Genomic DNA, 16,486 nt, shown 5'->3' with positions numbered 1-16,486 from the left:
CTTCCGGCGGAGGCGTCCGGACGAGGTACGCGCCCACGGCGGCGGGCTGCGGAGGGCGCGGTTCTTAACCCTCGGTCAGCCGATCCTCAAGGCCGCCTTAAGGATCTGCGGAGAGGGCCTGACCTGCTCTTTCCGGTGTCCGGGCGGCCGTATTTTCGACGCCGTGACGATCCAGGCCGACCTCAGCGACGGGTACGCACCGGGCGGCGCGCCCGGCCCTGGTGCCCCGACTCCGGGCCCCGCCGACCCGCCGCCCACCCATCCGCTGTACTCGCGACTCGACCCCCGGTGCCTGCCGCCCCGGCCGCACCGCGCGCCGCCCCGGCCGCATCGCGCGCCGCGCAGGGCTCCGGTGCCCGTACCTCCGCTGCGCCTGACACCGGTGGCGCTGCGGCGGGCGCTGGCCGGCGGTGCGGTGCCGCTCGTCGGCCTGTGGCTGGTGCAGGCCGAGCCCTCGATGCGGCTCGATGCGCTGTTCGCCACCCTGGCCCACCTCAGCGGACTGCTCGCGGGCTACGGAATCCTGGTGATGCTGCTGCTGATGGCCCGGGTCCCGGCCGTCGAACACGGCGTCGGCGCCGACCTGCTGGCCCGCTGGCACGCACTCGGCGGACGCCATGTCCTGACCCTGTGCCTCGCCCACACCGTCTTCGCGCTGTGCGGATACGCCGCCCACACCGGCACCGATGTCCTCGGCGCCGCCCTCGGCCTGCTGGGCTACCCGGGCCTGGCCGCGGCCACCGTCGGCACCGTGCTGCTGGCCGGCGTCGGCGTCACCTCGGCCCGTACGGTCCGCCGCCGGGTACGCCATGAAACCTGGCGCGCCGTACATCTGCTGACCTACGTGGGCGCCGGTCTCGCCTTCGCCCATCAGCTCTCCGGTCCGGATCTGGCCGGTGGCCCGGTCGCCGTCTGGCTGTGGGCCCTGCTGCACACCACCGTGGGCACCCTGCTGGTCTGGTACCGCCTGGTCGTACCGGTACGCCAGGCGCTGCGGCACAGCCTGCGGGTCACCGAGGTGCGGACCGAGGGGCCGGACGTGGTCTCGGTCGTCATGCAGGGCCTGGGGCTGGACGCACTGCGGGCCGAGCCGGGGCAGTTCTTCCGCTGGCGGTTCCTGCACCGGCGGCTGTGGCGGACGGCCCTGCCCTTCTCGCTCTCCGCACCGGTACGCGACGACACGCTCCGGATCACCGTGAAGGCGTGCGGCGACCACACCCGCCGGATCCGCCGGCTGCGGCCGGGCGTACGGGTGCTGGCCACCGGCCCGTTCGGCGCGCTGACCGCGCACCGGCGGACCCGGCGCAAGGTGCTGCTGCTCGCCGGCGGGGTCGGGATCACCCCGATGCGTGCGCTCTTCGAGACCCTGCCGGGTGGCCCGGGGGACCTCACGCTCCTCTACCGGGCGGGCGACGCCGCCCAGTTGGTGCTGCGCGAGGAGCTGGAGCGGATCGCCGCCGCCAGGGGCGCGGCGCTGCACTACCTCCTCGGCCCGTCCGACGGCCCCTTCGACCCGCTGGCGCCCCGGGCCCTGCGCCACCTCGTCCCGGACCTGGTGGAACACGATGTCTACCTGTGCGGCCCGCCCGGCATGTCCAGGGCCGCGGCCCCCGCCCTGGAACGGGCGGGGGTGCCGGCCGACCGCATCCACTCCGAGCAGTTCACCTTCTGAGGGCGGCCGGACGGCCCGCCTCCCGAGGGCCGTCCGACACCTCGCCGCCCTGCCGCGGGCCGCCGCCGGCCCGGTCTCCCGTCTCCCCGGCCGTTCCGTCACTCGCCACCCGCCCCACGCCCGCCGTGCCGATCACGCCGACGTCCCCCACCGCTCCGACAGCAAGGAAGTCGCCCCCCATGGCCCGACACCGCAAACCGCACACCGTCCCGGCCGTCTCCGTCCGGGCCCGTCGTCAGCTCGCCGCCTGCCTGCTGGGGGCGAGCGCGCTCACCGCCACCCTGGTGTCCCGGACCGTCACCCCGGCCGCCCCGCCCGCCCCCGACCGGCCATCGGCCGGGTACAGCCTCCCGGACCGCAGCGGCGACGTGCAGCTGGTCCGGGCGGAGCGATAGGGGCCGCGGGCGCCGCTCCTGCCCGGCCTCCGGACCGAGTGGGCTACCCCGGCGCCCCCAGCTCCCCCAGCTCCCTCAAGTCCCGCTCCGTGAGGGCGATCCGGCCCGCGGCCAGGTTCTCGTCGAGGTGGGCGGGCGAGCCCGTGCCGGGGGTGGGGAGCAGGACGGGGGAGCGGTGCAGCAGCCAGGCCAGTGCGATCCGGCCGGGGGTCGCGCCGTGCCGGGCGGCGACCGCGGCGAGCGCCGTGCCGGTGTCGCCGGTCAGGGCGCCGTTGCCCAGCGGGAACCACGGCAGGAACGCCGTGCCCCGCTCCTCGCACAGCTCCAGGACGTCCTCCGCGGCGCGGTCCAGCAGGTTGTAGCGGTTCTGGACCGAGGCGATCGGGGTGATGTCCCGGGCCCGGGTCAGTTCGTCCGCGGTGACGGAGTCCAGGCCGATGTGCCGGATCTTCCCGGCCTCCTGGAGCTCCCGCAGCGCGCCCAGCTGGTCGGCCATCGGCACCTCGGGGTCCAGCCGGTGCAGCTGGTAGAGGTCGAGGGTGTCGGTGCGCAGCCGTCGCAGGCTCGCCTCGCACATGGCGCGCAGGTTCTCCGGGCGTCCGGCGATGTGCCAGCGGTCCGGGCCGGTACGGACCACCCCGCCCTTCGTGGCGATCACCAGACCCGCCGGATACGGGTGCAGGGCGCGCGCCACCAGTTCCTCGGCCACGTCCGGGCCGTAGTTGTCGGCGGTGTCGATCAGCGTGACCCCGCGGTCGACGGCCCGGCGCAGCAGGGCGACGGAGCGCTGCGGATCGTCGTGCCGCGGCCCCCAGTAGCCGGGGCCGACGAGCCCGCCGGTCCCGAACCCCAGCCGGCCGACGGTCAGTTCTCCACCGATCGGAAAGACGGTTCGCACAGCCTCGGCCCCCTCGGTTGCCGCATCCATGAATGCCGAGCGTAGAGCGGGGCGCGGTTCATAAGATCAACCGGTGCCTCCTGACATATCGCTGTTCACCGTGACCCTGCTCTGCCTGGCCGCCCTCGCGGCGGGCTGGATCGACGCAGTGGTGGGCGGCGGCGGACTGCTGCTGCTCCCCGCCCTGCTCGTCGGACTGCCGCACACCCCGGTCGCGTACGTCCTCGGAACCAACAAGTCCACCGCCATCGTGGGCACCACCGCGGCCGCGGTCACCTACGTCCGCAAGGCGCCGATCGATGTGCGGACCGCGCTGCGCATCGGTCTCGCCGCGATGGGCGGTTCGCTGGCCGGGGCGTTCTTCGCGGCCGGAATCAACAGCGAGGTGCTGCGCCCGCTGATCATGGGCGTCCTGCTGGGGGTGCTCGCCTTCCTCCTCTTCCGCCCGGCCTTCGGGACGGCGCCCGCGCCCTCGGGACCGGTCTCCCGCCGGCGCGTCGTGGTGGCCGTTCTCGTCGCGGGGCTGGGCATCGGCTTCTACGACGGCCTGATCGGGCCCGGAACCGGCGCGTTCCTCGTCGTCGCGCTCACCGCGATCCTGCACATGGACCTGGTCACCTCGTCGGCCACCGCCAAGGTCGTCAACGTCTGCACCAATGTCGGCGCGCTGACGATGTTCGCGGTCCAGGGCACCGTGCTGTGGCAACTCGGCGCCCTGCTGGCGCTGTTCAACCTCATCGGCGGCATGGTGGGCGCCAGGATGGCCCTCAAGCGCGGCGCCGGCTTCGTCCGGGGCGTCCTGGTGGTCGTGGTCGTCGCCCTGCTGTGCAAGCTCGCCTACGACCAGTGGCTGGCGGCCTGACCCGGGCACCGGCCGGTCCCGCCGCGGGCCGCCGGGCTCAGAACCGGCAGTGGTACATCCGCGCCATGTCCCGCACCGCGGGCACCTTCCGCGACACCCGGGCCGCCAGCCGGTAGGCCGTCGGCAGCTTCTCGATCCCCGGGATCTCCAGGGCGCTGAGGTTCTCGACGATCTCCAGCTTCGGGCTCAGCCGCGCGATGCCCGCGGCGTCGGTGCCCCAGTGCAGCCGCGCCCCGGCCTTCACGACGGCGCGGTTGAGCCGCTGGGCGCGGATCGCGAACCCGCTGAAGGCGTCGAAGGCGAGCGCGCCGCTCGGAACGCGGGCCATCAGCCGCCGCAGCAGGGCCGTGCCGTCCTCCTCGGTCAGATACATCAAGAGCCCCTCGGCCACGATCATCGTCGGCCGGTCCGAGGGGACCCGTGCGGTCCACGCCGGGTCGGTCACGGACGAGGGGACGGTGGTGTACCCCGTGCGCTCCGGGTAGAGATCCCGCCGCAGCGCGATGACCTCGGGGTAGTCGATGTCGTACCACCGCACCCCCGGGCCGGGGTCGAGACGCTGGACGCGGCTGTCGAGGCCGCAGCCCAGGTGCACCACCGTCGCCTCCTCGTGCCGGGCGAGGAAGCGCGCCGTCCAGATGTCCAACTGCCGGGCGCGCAGCGCGACTCCGGCCGCGTCCCCGGCGCTCAGCCGCATCTTCCGGAAGTCGTAGTCGAGCCGTCGCACGGTGTCGGCGGCCAGGGTGTCGCCGAGGATCGGATTCTTCGAGCGGCAGTCGACCGCGCGGCCGTAGAGCGTGGCGAGAAGGGTTTCCTTCTCCGCGGTCAGCCGTACCTTCGTGCTCGGATGCGTCTGCGGGCCCGTACCGGGGCCCGTACGCGGACTCGCGCTTGTCATGTTCCAGAGAGTACGCAAGTTTCAGAAAAATGTGAATACTCGGAACGCCCTGGCTCCCGGTCCCTGATTCCCCGGTTCCTCGGCTCCCCGGTACGCGTCGGATGCGGCCCTGCGCCCACGAGGCCCCGCGCCTGTGCGGCCCCGCGGCCTAGTCCCGCACCGCCCCCGCCGCCGCCGTGGGGCGTGCCCCCGCCGCGATCTCCGTGACGGCCGTCAGCAGCACCGCGGAGTCCTCGACGGCCAGCAGGCCGTGCCGCTCCCGCGGGTCGGCGACCTGGCCGACCGCCAACTCCCGCCCGCCGCCTGCCCCGGTCAGCCGGACCCGCCCGTGCAGCACCTGCAGGCTCGCCGCCGGGGGAGCGTTGTGTTCGTCCAGCTCGGTGCCCGCGACCAGCGCGATCACGGTCTGCCGCAGCGGACCGTCGCGCAGAAAGAGCCGGGCACTGCGCCCGTGCGCGGAGGTCCTGGCCTCGTCGAGCTGTTGGCGGGCGAGCGCATCGAGATCGTCCATGATGCTGGCCTTTCGCGTGCGGACCGGCGGCTGGGCTCCCTCTCCATCGTTACCGGTGCACGGGGGGACGCAACCGGGGGCCTGCTGCGCGGGCCGGGCATTCCGGGACGGAGTGGGACGGCGTCCGGGCCAATAGCACCCCGGCGCGCGCCGGTCGCTTACGGGATGATCATGCCGGTCGTACGATGCGGTGCGGTCCGGTGCCCTTGCTCGGGCGTGCCCGACCGATGCGGCCCCACCGTCCCGCCCGTCCGCCCCCCCACCGCGAAGGATGCGCAACCGTGGCCGACCCGACTGCCCCGAACCGGCCGCCCGACCCCACCGGGCGGCCGACCCGATTCCTGACCGTCATGACGACCATCGACAGCGAGGCCAAGGCCGGGAAGCTGGCGCGCGGTGCGATCGAGGGCGGGCTCGCCGCCTGCGCGCAGATCGGTGCGCCGGTGACCTCGGTGTTCCGCTGGAACAACGCGATCGAGACCGGCCAGGAGTGGCAGGTGCTGTTCAAGACGGCCGAGGCGCGCTACGAGGCGCTGGAGGCCTACCTCCTGCAGGCGCACGACTACGACACCCCCGAGATCATCGCCACGCCGGTCACCCACGGCGCCGCCGGCTATCTGTCCTGGGTCGCGAAGGAGACGAGCTGACGTGCAGCGCAACACCACTGAGCGCGAGGCGACGAGGCGGCACGCGCAGCGGCGGCCGGCCCGGCGGCGCTGGGTCGCGGCCGGGACCGCCGTGGCCGGTGCGGCGGCGTGCCTGGCCCTCGCCTCCGTGGGCCACGCCGCCCAGGACGACCCGCCCGCGGCGTCGCACGGCGACCGGCCCAGCCCCGCCCCCCACAGCACCTGGAGCAGCCGGGACGCCGCCGCCTACTGGACGGCCGACCGGATGGCGGCCGCCGCACCGGTCGGCCCCGAGCGCGGTACCTCGGACCGGGCCGCCGCCGCGCCGGCCACCAAGGCCGCCCCCGCCGCCCGGTCCGCCGCCACCGCACGGCACTTCGACGGCATCCCGTCCGTCGGCGTGCTGTTCTCCGTCGACGGCGACACCCGCGCGCACCACTGCACCGCCAGCGTCGTGCACAGCCCGCACGGCAACCTGATCCTGACCGCCGGGCACTGTAATCCGGGCACCAAGGCGGCATTCGTCCCGCAGTATCGTTCCGGCGCCGACAAACAGCCGTACGGGGTGTGGGCGATCGAGGACTCCTTCGCCTACCCCGGCCGTGGCACCACCGGCGCCGGGGCCGACCTCGACTTCGCCTTCGCCACCGTCGCCCCCGGCGAGGACGGCAGCCCCGTCGAGGAGGTCACCGGCGGCAACACCCTCTCCCCGACGCCCGGTTACACCAATGACGTCACCGTCGTCGGCTACCCGAACGTCCGTCACGACCCCGAGGACCGGGCCGTACGCTGCGCCACCCGCACCAGCCGGCTGTCCGGTACCCATGAACTCCGCATGGAGTGCGGCGGGTTCTACGGCGGCACCTCCGGCAGCCCCTGGCTGACCGACTTCGACGAGGAGAGCGGGACCGGCCGGGTCATCGGCCTGATCGGCGGCCTCAACGGCGGTGGCCCCAAGGGCCCGGACAACGACCGCGTCTCCTACAGCCCGTACTTCGGGGAGAAGCTCCTCAACCTCTACGCCAAGGCGTCCCAGGGGTGATCGTGAACTGAGGGGGGAGGGGGAGGGGCTAGCCGAGCGCCTCCGCCACCCCCTTCTCGTGCGGCCCGAGGAAGTGCGGATCGGGCCGGAGCAGCGCTTCCGCCGCCGCCTTCGAGGCCGCGAAGAGCTCCCGGACACCGCCGTACGCCCAGGTCGCGTCGTGCTTGGACGCCACCCCGACGCCGTACGAGTCGACACCGGCCGCCTCGCACAGGGCCAGCGCCCGCCGGATGTGGAAGCCCTGGCTGACCAGCACCGCGCGGTTCACCCCGAAGATCCGGCGCGCACGGCTGCAGGAGTCCCAGGTGTCGAAGCCCGCATAGTCGCCGACGATCTTGCGGGCAGGGACGCCGTGCCGCAGCAGATAGGCGCGCATCGCATCCGGCTCGTCGTAGTCGTGCCGGCTGTTGTCGCCGGTGACCAGGACCGCGCGGACGGTGCCCCGCTCGTACAGCTCCGCGGCCGCGTCCAGCCGGTGGGCGAGGTACGGCGACGGCACGCCGTTCCACAGGCCCGCGCCGAACACGATGGCGACGGGCGCGGCGGGGACGTCCGCGACACCGCGCACCCGGGGGCCCGCGGTCGCGTTCATCCAGGTCGCGGGCGCCAGCGCCAGCACGGTCAGGGCCACGACGACCTGGAAGGCGCGGCGCCTGCCCCGCCGGGTCCGCGGCGGACGTATCCGGCGCACCCCGCTCCACAGGCGCCGCACCAGCTCCGGTCCCCGCACTTGCATCCCGTGTCCCCGTTCCCGACCACGCCCGTCGCGATCGATCTCGGAGTCTGCGACGCCCACCGGACCCGTGCCGGTTGCACCGGCGGCCTGGCATCGTGGCAGAGGGCGCACCCCGCCCGCCCCGGAGAGGAAGCACCGCCATGACCACCGAGCCCGAGCGGCTGCCGTTCTTCGTCTACGGAACGCTGCGCCCCGGCGAGGCCAACCACGCCTGGGCCCTGCGCGGCCGGACCACGGCCGAGGAACCGGCGCACATCGGCGGCGCGCTGCTGTACGACGGCCCCGGATACCCGTACGCGACCGCCGGGCCCGCCGACGCGGTGGTCCACGGCACCCTCGTCCTGCCCCGCGACACCGACTACGACGAGGTGCGCGCGACGCTGGACCGGCTGGAGGACTACGCCCCCGGCGATCCGGAGAACCTCTACGAGCGGGTGTGCACCGAGGCCGTGTGCGCGGACGGCAGGACCGTACGCGCCTGGGTCTATCTGGCGGCCGAGCGCCTCGCCGCCCGCCTGCACGCCACCGGCACCCCCATCGAGGGCGGCGACTGGCCGGCGTCGCGGGCGGCGGCCGGCTGAACGGCTCCGCCGCGGAGGAAAACCGGCGCGCGGGCGGTCCGGGCGCCGCCGTGGCACCGGCCGGCGGCCCGGATAACCTGGACGACTCCTCGCCGGACGAGGGCCGTTCCTGTAATCGTTTTCCCGTAACCGCTTCCCGTACCGCAGAACAGGTGTGACCGCGTGGCTTCCTCCCCGTCCTCCCCTTCCGCCGCAACCGCCCCCGCGCCGCTGCCCAAGGCGGAGCTGCATCTGCACATCGAGGGCACCCTGGAGCCCGAGCTGGCCTTCGCGCTCGCCGAGCGCAACGGCGTCGCGCTGCCGTACGCCACCCAGGACGAGCTGCGCCGCGCCTACTCCTTCGCCGATCTGCAGTCCTTCCTGAACCTCTACTACGCGCTGATGGCCGTGCTGCGCACCGAGGACGACTTCGCCGACCTCGCCCGCGCCTACCTCGCCCGCGCCAAGGAGCAGGGCGTACGGCACGCCGAGATCTTCTTCGACCCGCAGGCGCACACCTCGCGCGGCGTCCCGATCGGCACGGTCATCGACGGCCTGGCCCGCGCGCTCGACAGCGCCCAGGAGACCTACGGCATCAGCACCCGCCTGATCATGTGCTTCCTGCGCGACGAGAGCGCCGAGTCGGCCCTGCAGACGTTCGAGGCGGCCCGCCCGCACCTCGACCGGATCACCGCCGTCGGCCTGGACTCGGCCGAGGTGGGGCACCCGCCGTCGAAGTTCAAGGAGGTCTTCGCGCTGGCCCGGGAGGCCGGGCTCAAGTGCGTCGCGCACGCGGGGGAGGAGGGGCCCCCGGCGTATGTGTGGGAGGCCCTGGACGTCCTGGGCGTCGACCGGATCGACCACGGTGTGCGCTCCCTGGAGGACGAGCGGCTGGTGGCCCGCCTGGCGGCCGAGCAGGTGCCGCTCACCGTCTGCCCGCTGTCCAACGTCCGGCTGCGGGTCATCGACGACCTGGCCGACCATCCGCTGCCCGCCATGCTGGACGCCGGGCTGCTGGTGACCGTCAACTCCGACGACCCGGCCTACTTCGGCGGCTACGCGGGCGACAACTTCACCGCCGTACGCGACGCCCTCGGCCTCGACGACGAGACGCTGCGCACTCTCGCCCGCAACTCCTTCCGCGCCTCCTTCCTCGATGAGGAGACCCGCGCGGAGTATCTGCGGGAGGTCGACGCACACCGGGCGTAGTGGGCGGCGCACCGGCCGTAGGGGGCAGCGGGCGGCAGGGGCTGGAGGCGAGCCCCGCCGCCCGGCCTGTCCCCGGGGCGCGGGCCGGTGGCAGCCGGAGGGAACATGGAGTTCGCCGCGGGGAAACGGGACCGCAACGCGCGCCTGCCACGCTCACCCCATGACGGCGCCGATACCGCACCCGCCCTCCGCGTCCCCCGCCCCGCTCGGCGCGGGAGACCTCGCCGCCGAGATCAGCGCGCAGCTCGGCGCCCGGCTCGGCCGGGTCCGGCTGCACGGTTTCCGCCGCCCGGCACCGCCGCCCCCCACCCTCGTCGCCGTGGCCCACGGCAGCCGCGACCCCCGCGCCCTGCCCACCGTCCGGGCGCTGCTCGACCGGGTCCGTGCGCTGCGCCCCGGCCTGCCCGTACGGCTCGGGCACATCGAGCTGAACCGTCCGCTGCTCACCGACACCCTCGCCGAGCTGGACGGCGGCGCCGTCCTCGTCCCGCTGCTCTTCGGCCGGGGCCATCACGTCACCCACGACCTGCCCGCCGCGCTGGCCGGCGCACCGCACCTGACCGGCCGGGTCGCCGAACCCCTGGGGCCGCACACCCTCCTCGCCGAGGCGCTGCACGGCCGCCTCCTGGAGGCCGGGTTCCCCCAGGGCCGCTCCCCGCGCACCGCGGTGGTCCTGGCCGCCGCCGGCTCCCGTGCCCCGCGGTCCGCCCAGGACACCGAGCGCACCGCCCGGCTGCTCTCGGCCCGGCTCGGCGGCACCCCCGTACTGCCCGCCTACGCCTCCGCCGCCGCCCCCACCGTCGTCGACGCGATCCACGCGCTGACCGCCCGCGGCCACGACCGGATCGCCGTCGCCTCCTGCTTCACCGCCCCCGGACTCTTCGCCACCCGGTGCGCGGACGCCGCCCCCGGGCCCGCCGCCGCGCCCCTGGGCGACCACCCCGCCCTGGCCCGTCTCGTACTGCACCGCTACGACCAGGCGCTCCTCGCGCGTACCGGATCCGACCCCGAGAGCGCCAGGGCGGCTACCGTCGCTGTATGACGGGCACACCACCGACCATTCCCGGCTACACCGCGGCCGATACCGAGCGCTGGGTTCCCGAGCCCGACAAACGGCCCGGACGCACCGCCTTCCAGCGCGACCGCGCCCGGGTGCTGCACTCCGCCGCGCTGCGGCGGCTGGCCGGCAAGACCCAGGTCGTCACCCCGGGCGCGCACACCCCCGCCTGGGACGCCAGCCCGCGCACCCGCCTGACCCACTCCCTGGAGTGCGCCCAGGTCGGCCGGGAGCTCGGCGCCGCCCTCGGCTGCGACCCGGACCTGGTGGAGACCGCCTGTCTGGCGCACGATCTCGGCCACCCGCCCTTCGGGCACAACGGCGAGCAGACGCTCAACGAAGTCGCCGCGCCCTGCGGCGGGTTCGAGGGCAACGCGCAGTCCCTGCGGCTGCTGGCCCGTCTGGAGCCCAAGCGGTTCGTGCCCGCCCCGGACGGCCGGACGGTCAGCGTCGGTCTGAACCTCAGCCGCGCCGCCCTCGACGCGGCCACCAAGTACCCCTGGACGCGCGGCGCGCACCCCACCGACCCCGCGTCCCCGAAGTTCGGCGTCTACGAGGACGACCTGCCGGTCTTCGACTGGTTCCGGCAGGACACTCCCGACGGGGCGCGGAGCTTCGAGGCGCAGGTCATGGACTGGTCCGACGATGTGGCGTATTCGGTGCACGACGTCGAGGACGGGCTGCACGCCGGGCACCTCGACCCCAACCTGCTGCTCGCCGACGCCGAGCGCGCCGAGATCTTCGCGGTCGCCGGTGAGCGCTATGCGCCCGGCGCCGGAGCCGACGAGCTGGCCGCGGCGCTGGACCGCCTGCTGGAGCAGGAGTGGTGGCCGCACGGCTACGACGGCTCCGCGCTCGCCCAGGCCCGCCTGAAGGACGCCACCAGCCAGTTGATCGGCCGGTTCTGTCTCGCGGCCGAGAGCGCGACCCGGGCCCGGTGGGGGACCGGGCGGCTCACGCGCTACGGAGCGGAGCTGGTGGTTCCGGCCGAAACGCGGCTGGAATGCGCCGTTTTGAAAGCCGTCGCCGACCGGTACGTCATGCAGCGCCCCGACCAGGAAGCGCTCCGTGCCGACCAGCGCGTGGTCATCGCCGAACTGGCCGAGGCGCTGCTCGCCCGTGCCCCCGACGGCCTTGACCCGCAGTTCCGTTCACTGTTCGACGCGGCCCCCGACGACACCGCACGGATGCGCGCCGTCATCGACCAGATCGCGGCCCTCACCGACACCTCGGCCCGCTCTCTGCACGCCCGTCTCACCCGACACCCTGGTCACGCGGGGCGCAACCGAGGGTGACCCTGGAGGGGAAGCCCCTCTTCCCCCCTCACGCTCCGTGCGGGACGCTCGAAGCCCACCGTTTTCGAACGGAGCACCCTGACAACAGTGAAGACGGAACCCTGACCACAGCGCACGGGACACCCCGTTCGCCGGCGAACGGGAACCCCGAGGGCACCGAGGGCATCAACGGGGGAGACGGACCGGGGGGGGACACCGGGGGGCGTTTACGGACGCGGACGCGGACGTACGGCACCGCAACGAGGAGGAAGCAAGTGGTCGACGCACACCAGACGTTCGTCATCGTCGGGGGTGGCCTGGCCGGCGCAAAGGCCGCGGAGACTCTCCGCGCGGAGGGGTTCACCGGCCGGGTGATCCTCATCTGTGACGAGCGCGACCACCCGTACGAGCGCCCCCCGCTCTCCAAGGGGTTCCTGCTCGGCAAGGAAGAGCGCGACAGCGTGTTCGTCCATGAGCCCGCCTGGTACGCCCAGGCACAGATCGAACTGCACCTGGGCCAGCCCGCCGTCCGCCTCGACCCGGAGGCCAGGACCGTCCGCCTCGGCGACGGCACCCTGATCGCCTACGACAAGCTGCTGCTGGCCACCGGCGCCGAACCGCGGCGCCTGGACATCCCCGGCACCGGCCTGGCCGGCGTGCACCACCTGCGCCGCCTCGCCCACGCCGAACGGCTGCGCGGCGTCCTGGCCTCCCTCGGCCGCGACAACGGCCATCTGGTGATCGCCGGAGCCGGCTGGATCGGCCTGGAGGTCGCCGCCGCGGCCCGCTCCTACGGCGCCGAGGTGACCGTCGTCGAGGCCGCCCCGACACCGCTGCACGGCATCCTGGGGCCCGAACTCGGCGGTCTGTTCACCGATCTGCACCGCGAGCACGGCGTCCGCTTCCACTTCGGCGCCCGCTTCACCGAGATCGTCGGAGAGGGCGGCATGGTGCTCGCCGTGCGCACCGACGACGGCGAGGAACACCCCGCCCACGATGTGCTCGCCGCGATCGGCGCCGCCCCGCGCACCGCGCTCGCCGAACAGGCCGGGCTGGATCTCGCCGACCCGGAGACCGGCGGCGGGGTGGCCGTCGACGCGACGCTGCGCACCTCCGACCCGTACATCTACGCCGCCGGTGACGTCGCCGCCGCCGACCACCCGCTGCTGGACACCCGGCTGCGGGTCGAACACTGGGCCAACGCCCTCAACGGCGGCCCGGCCGCCGCCCGCGCCATGCTCGGCCAGGACATCAGCTACGACCGCATCCCGTACTTCTTCTCCGACCAGTACGACGTCGGCATGGAGTACTCCGGCTACGCCCCGCCCGGCTCGTACGCCCAGGTCGTCTGCCGCGGCGACGTCGCCAAGCGGGAGTTCATCGCCTTCTGGCTGGCGGCGGACGGCCGGCTGCTCGCGGGCATGAACGTCAACGTCTGGGACGTCGCCGAATCCATCCAGCAACTCATCCGCTCCGGGGCGCCGTTGGAGCCCGGCGCACTGGCCGATCCGCAGGTTCCGCTGGCGGCACTGCTCCCGTAGCGTGCGCGTATGACGCCAAGTCCCACCGGCCCCACCGGCTCCGGCAGCACCGACGTCCCGGCCGTCACCCTCGACGACGTCCGGGACGCCGCCCGCCGGCTGGCGGGCGTGGCCCACCGCACACCGGTCCTGCGCTCCCGCACCCTCGACGCGCTGGTCGGCGCCGAGGTCCACCTCAAATGCGAGAACTTCCAGCGGGTCGGCGCCTTCAAGTTCCGCGGCGCCTACCACGCCCTCTCCCGGCTCTCCCCGGAGCAGCTGGCCCGTGGGGTCGCCGCCTACTCCTCCGGCAACCACGCCCAGGCGGTCGCCCTGGCCGCCCGGGAGCTGGGCAGCCACGCCGTCATCGTGATGCCCGAGGACACCCCGAAGTCCAAGAAGGACGCCACCGCCGGCTACGGCGCCGAGATCGTCACCTACGACCGCTACACCGGCGACCGGGTCGCGATCGGCGGGCGGCTCGCCGAGGAGCGCGGCCTCACCCTGATCCCGCCGTACGAGCATCCGCACATCATCGCGGGCCAGGGCACGACCGCCCTGGAACTGATCGAGGAGACCGGCCCGCTCGACGCCCTGCTGGCCCCGGTCGGCGGCGGCGGGCTGATGGCCGGCTCCGCCACCGCCGCGACCGCCCTGGTCCCCGGCATCCGGATGATCGGAGTGGAGCCGGAGGCCGGCGACGACACCCTGCGCTCACTGGCCGCAGGCCACCGCGTCACCGTGCCCGTACCGCGCACCATCGCCGACGGCCAGGCCGCCGAGCGCCCCGGCGAGCTGACCTTCTCCATCAACCGGCGGCTGCTCGACTCGGTGGTCCTGGTCAGCGACGACGAGATCCGCGCGGCCATGAAGCTGGCCTTCGAGCGCCTCAAGATCGTCATCGAGCCCAGCGGCGCCAGCGCGCTGGCCGCCCTGCTCGCCGGGCGCATCGCCCCCGTGCCGCCCCGCGTCGGCGTGATCATCTCGGGGGGCAACGTGGGGGTGGAGCGGTTTCTGGAGCTGGTGGGGTGAGGGCGGCGGGCGGTCGGGCGACCGGGCGACCGGGCCTCCGGACCCACCCCCGCCCCCGCCGGACCCGCCACCGGCGCTCCCGGACGGCTCGCGGCCAGGAGTGTCCGACCCCGGCCGTAGAATTCACGCGTGGCAGGCAGGATCAACGATGACGATGTGAAGGCGGTACGGGACGCGGTCCCGATCGACGCCGTCGTGTCCGAGTATCTCCAGCTCCGCAACGCCGGCGGCGGCAACCTCAAGGGCCTGTGCCCCTTCCACGACGAGAAGTCCCCGTCCTTCCACGTCAGCCCGGCCAAGGGGCTCTACCACTGCTTCGGCTGCCAGGAGGGCGGCGACACCGTCGACTTCATCATGAAGCTCGACCACCTCTCCTTCGCCGAGACCATCGAGCGGCTCGCCTCCCAGGCCGGCATCACCCTGCGCTACGAGGAGGGCGGGTACACCCCCGGCCGCCAGCAGGGCGAGCGCACCCGTCTGGTGGAGGCCCACAAGGCCGCCGCGCAGTTCTACGTCGAGCAGCTGGACGGCCCCGAGGCCGAGATCGCCCGTAAGTTCCTCGCGGAGCGCGGCTTCGACCAGGCCGCCGCCCAGCACTTCGGCGTCGGCTACAGCCCGGCCGGCTGGGACCACCTCACCCGCTTCCTGCGCGGCCGCCGCTTCAGCGACCAGGAGCTGGTGCTCTCCGGCCTCTCCCAGGAGGGCCGCCGCGGCCCCATCGACCGTTTCCGCGGCCGCCTGATGTGGCCGATCCGCGATATCGCCGGCGAGGTCGTCGGCTTCGGCGCCCGCAAGCTCCGCGACGACGACAACGGCCCCAAGTACCTCAACACCCCCGAGACCCCCATCTACCGCAAGTCCCACGTCCTCTACGGCATCGACCTCGCCAAGAAGGAGATCGCCAAGACCAACCGCGCGGTCGTCGTCGAGGGCTACACCGACGTCATGGCCTGCCACCTGGCCGGCGTCACCACCGCCATCGCCACCTGCGGCACGTCCTTCGGCGAGGGCCACATCAAGATCCTCCGCCGCCTGCTGATGGACAACTCCGGCTCCGAGGTCGTCTTCACCTTCGACGGCGACGCCGCGGGCCAGAAGGCCGCCCTGCGCGCCTTCGAGGACGACCAGAAGTTCGCCGCCGAGACCTCCATCGCCATCACCCCCGGCGGGATGGACCCCTGCGACCTGCGGCTCGCCAAGGGCGATGCGGCCGTCGCCGACCTCGTCGAGGCCCGCACCCCGCTCTTCGAGTTCGCGCTGCGCCATGTCGTCTCCCGGCACAACCTCGACACCACCGTCGGCCGCGCCGCCGCCCTCGACGAGGCCGCCCCCATCGTCGCGAACATCAAGAACAGCTCCATCCAGCACGAATCCGCCGTCCAGCTCGCCGGCATGCTCGGCATCCTGGACACCCAGTTCGTCGTCAAGCGCGTCAGCCAGCTCGCCCGCTGGGCCCGTGAGCGCGGCCGTGACGGCGGCCCCGACCAGGGCCGTCAGCAGCGCCGCGGCCAGCCTCCGGCCGCCGAACAGGCCCGCCCCTCGCCCGGCCCGCGCGGCCCGGCGCTCAACCTCCGCAGCCCCGCCCACCGCGTCGAGCGCGAGCTCCTCAAGCTCGCGCTGCAGCGCCCCGACCTGGTCTCCCCGGCCTTCGACGCGTACGGCGCCGACGAGTTCACCGCCCCGCCCTACGCCGTGGTCCGCCAGTGCATCGAGGACGCCGGCGGCACCACGGCCGGCGCCAAGGACAGCGCGTACGTGCCCCGGGTGCGGGAGGCCGCCCCCGACGACACCGTCCGCGCCATGGTCACCGAGCTCACCGTCGAACCGCTGCACACCCGCCGCGACCCCGACGAGGCCTACGCCGGCGTCCAGTTGGTCGCCGTCCGCCTCGCCGCCGTCAACCACCGCGTCACCGAGATCCGCGGCACCCTCCAGCGCCTCGGCCCCCGCGCCGACCCCGAGCACCTCGCCGCCGTACAGAACGAGCTCTGGGTCCTCCAGCAGTACGGCCAGTCGCTGCGCGAACGCGGCTACGCCGCCCTGTAGCGCCCCGGACACTCCCCGCGGTAGCCGTCCGGTCACGGACCGGACTCAAAAAGTGCTCGCACGCCCCTCGTGGCAGGCGTGTGTCGTACTCCACACTGAGAAGCGGTGCCTGCGTCCTCGGAGCGCGGCGGGCCCGGTCGCACCGCGC

General features: G+C 74.1%; 16 protein-coding genes. 12 read left to right on the top strand and 4 right to left on the bottom strand.

Annotation, left to right across the window (positions count from 1 at the left end):
* Window positions 1–457 precede the first annotated feature (457 nt).
* Together Scani_RS28985 and Scani_RS28980 are read left to right on the top strand one after the other, a co-directional pair.
* The gene (locus Scani_RS28985; protein ID WP_174872831.1) at window positions 458–1,672 is read left to right on the top strand and encodes a ferredoxin reductase family protein; all 1,215 of its coding nucleotides are present in this window, start codon (window positions 458–460) and stop codon (window positions 1,670–1,672) included.
* Between the two features lie 179 nt (window positions 1,673–1,851).
* Window positions 1,852–2,067: a hypothetical protein gene (locus tag Scani_RS28980; RefSeq protein ID WP_159480747.1), complete on the top strand. Its 216-nt coding sequence runs from the start codon at window positions 1,852–1,854 to the stop codon at window positions 2,065–2,067.
* A gap of 43 nt (window positions 2,068–2,110) precedes the next feature.
* On the opposite strand, the gene Scani_RS28975 is transcribed toward Scani_RS28980, so the two are convergent.
* Window positions 2,111–2,995, bottom strand: coding sequence for an aldo/keto reductase (locus Scani_RS28975; RefSeq protein ID WP_159480746.1), 885 nt, complete (start codon window positions 2,993–2,995; stop codon window positions 2,111–2,113).
* A gap of 43 nt (window positions 2,996–3,038) precedes the next feature.
* On the opposite strand from Scani_RS28975, the gene Scani_RS28970 reads away from it, so the two are divergent.
* Window positions 3,039–3,827, top strand: a complete 789-nt coding sequence (locus tag Scani_RS28970) for a sulfite exporter TauE/SafE family protein (RefSeq protein WP_159480745.1) — start codon at window positions 3,039–3,041, stop codon at window positions 3,825–3,827.
* 37 nt (window positions 3,828–3,864) lie between these two features.
* On the opposite strand, the gene Scani_RS28965 is transcribed toward Scani_RS28970, so the two are convergent.
* Together Scani_RS28965 and Scani_RS28960 are read right to left on the bottom strand one after the other, a co-directional pair.
* A complete protein-coding gene (locus Scani_RS28965) occupies window positions 3,865–4,725 on the bottom strand; it encodes a class I SAM-dependent methyltransferase (RefSeq protein ID WP_159480744.1) in 861 nt (286 codons plus the stop codon).
* A 148-nt stretch (window positions 4,726–4,873) separates the two neighbouring features.
* Window positions 4,874–5,236, bottom strand: coding sequence for a cupin domain-containing protein (locus Scani_RS28960; protein WP_159480743.1), 363 nt, complete (start codon window positions 5,234–5,236; stop codon window positions 4,874–4,876).
* Between the two features lie 281 nt (window positions 5,237–5,517).
* Here Scani_RS28960 and cutA point away from each other — a divergent pair, with 281 nt between their 5' ends.
* Together cutA and Scani_RS28950 are read left to right on the top strand one after the other, a co-directional pair.
* Window positions 5,518–5,883 carry a divalent-cation tolerance protein CutA gene (gene cutA / locus Scani_RS28955; RefSeq protein ID WP_246296202.1) on the top strand — a complete coding sequence of 122 codons (366 nt, stop codon included), beginning with the start codon at window positions 5,518–5,520 and terminating at the stop codon, window positions 5,881–5,883.
* Between the two features lies 1 nt (window position 5,884).
* On the top strand, window positions 5,885–6,904 hold the full coding sequence (locus Scani_RS28950; RefSeq protein ID WP_159480741.1) for a trypsin-like serine peptidase: 1,020 nt from the start codon (window positions 5,885–5,887) through the stop codon (window positions 6,902–6,904).
* A gap of 28 nt (window positions 6,905–6,932) precedes the next feature.
* Here Scani_RS28950 and Scani_RS28945 read toward each other — a convergent pair whose 3' ends face one another.
* Window positions 6,933–7,640, bottom strand: coding sequence for a SanA/YdcF family protein (locus tag Scani_RS28945; RefSeq protein WP_159480740.1), 708 nt, complete (start codon window positions 7,638–7,640; stop codon window positions 6,933–6,935).
* A 140-nt stretch (window positions 7,641–7,780) separates the two neighbouring features.
* Here Scani_RS28945 and Scani_RS28940 point away from each other — a divergent pair, with 140 nt between their 5' ends.
* The 7 genes from Scani_RS28940 to dnaG all read left to right on the top strand — a co-directional run bounded on the left by Scani_RS28940 (window position 7,781) and on the right by dnaG (window position 16,338).
* On the top strand, window positions 7,781–8,221 hold the full coding sequence (locus Scani_RS28940) for a gamma-glutamylcyclotransferase family protein (protein ID WP_159480739.1): 441 nt from the start codon (window positions 7,781–7,783) through the stop codon (window positions 8,219–8,221).
* A gap of 162 nt (window positions 8,222–8,383) precedes the next feature.
* Window positions 8,384–9,409, top strand: a complete 1,026-nt coding sequence (locus Scani_RS28935; RefSeq protein ID WP_174872765.1) for an adenosine deaminase — start codon at window positions 8,384–8,386, stop codon at window positions 9,407–9,409.
* 160 nt (window positions 9,410–9,569) lie between these two features.
* Complete coding sequence (locus tag Scani_RS28930) at window positions 9,570–10,451, top strand: sirohydrochlorin chelatase (RefSeq protein WP_159480738.1); 882 nt, start codon at window positions 9,570–9,572, stop codon at window positions 10,449–10,451.
* On the top strand, window positions 10,448–11,761 hold the full coding sequence (locus Scani_RS28925) for a deoxyguanosinetriphosphate triphosphohydrolase (protein ID WP_159480737.1): 1,314 nt from the start codon (window positions 10,448–10,450) through the stop codon (window positions 11,759–11,761). The genes Scani_RS28930 and Scani_RS28925 overlap by 4 nt, the downstream gene beginning before the upstream one ends.
* A 254-nt stretch (window positions 11,762–12,015) precedes the next feature.
* Window positions 12,016–13,281, top strand: coding sequence for an NAD(P)/FAD-dependent oxidoreductase (locus tag Scani_RS28920; protein WP_159480736.1), 1,266 nt, complete (start codon window positions 12,016–12,018; stop codon window positions 13,279–13,281).
* A 9-nt stretch (window positions 13,282–13,290) separates the two neighbouring features.
* Window positions 13,291–14,292: a pyridoxal-phosphate dependent enzyme gene (locus Scani_RS28915; RefSeq protein WP_159480735.1), complete on the top strand. Its 1,002-nt coding sequence runs from the start codon at window positions 13,291–13,293 to the stop codon at window positions 14,290–14,292.
* Between the two features lie 129 nt (window positions 14,293–14,421).
* A complete protein-coding gene (gene dnaG / locus Scani_RS28910; protein ID WP_159480734.1) occupies window positions 14,422–16,338 on the top strand; it encodes a DNA primase in 1,917 nt (638 codons plus the stop codon).
* Window positions 16,339–16,486: the final 148 nt, after the last annotated feature.

Source organism: Streptomyces caniferus, assembly GCF_009811555.1.
In the GTDB taxonomy this organism is placed as follows: Bacteria; Actinomycetota; Actinomycetes; order Streptomycetales; family Streptomycetaceae; genus Streptomyces; species Streptomyces caniferus.
The sequence above is the reverse complement of the archived record's forward strand: the minus strand, read 5'-3'. Positions and strand labels throughout refer to the sequence as shown.

What these genes read in the sequence shown, in the direction of transcription:
- Scani_RS28925 (WP_159480737.1), top strand. Translation starts at nt 10,448, where the DNA reads ATGACGGGCACACCACCGACCATTCCCGGCTACACCGCGGCCGATACC.
- Scani_RS28980 (WP_159480747.1), top strand. Translation starts at nt 1,852, where the DNA reads ATGGCCCGACACCGCAAACCGCACACCGTCCCGGCCGTCTCCGTCCGG.
- Scani_RS28985 (WP_174872831.1), top strand. Translation starts at nt 458, where the DNA reads ATGCGGCTCGATGCGCTGTTCGCCACCCTGGCCCACCTCAGCGGACTG.
- Scani_RS28915 (WP_159480735.1), top strand. Translation starts at nt 13,291, where the DNA reads ATGACGCCAAGTCCCACCGGCCCCACCGGCTCCGGCAGCACCGACGTC.
- Scani_RS28975 (WP_159480746.1), bottom strand. Translation starts at nt 2,995, where the DNA reads ATGGATGCGGCAACCGAGGGGGCCGAGGCTGTGCGAACCGTCTTTCCG.
- Scani_RS28960 (WP_159480743.1), bottom strand. Translation starts at nt 5,236, where the DNA reads ATGGACGATCTCGATGCGCTCGCCCGCCAACAGCTCGACGAGGCCAGG.
- Scani_RS28940 (WP_159480739.1), top strand. Translation starts at nt 7,781, where the DNA reads ATGACCACCGAGCCCGAGCGGCTGCCGTTCTTCGTCTACGGAACGCTG.
- Scani_RS28945 (WP_159480740.1), bottom strand. Translation starts at nt 7,640, where the DNA reads ATGCAAGTGCGGGGACCGGAGCTGGTGCGGCGCCTGTGGAGCGGGGTG.
- Scani_RS28965 (WP_159480744.1), bottom strand. Translation starts at nt 4,725, where the DNA reads ATGACAAGCGCGAGTCCGCGTACGGGCCCCGGTACGGGCCCGCAGACG.
- Scani_RS28930 (WP_159480738.1), top strand. Translation starts at nt 9,570, where the DNA reads ATGACGGCGCCGATACCGCACCCGCCCTCCGCGTCCCCCGCCCCGCTC.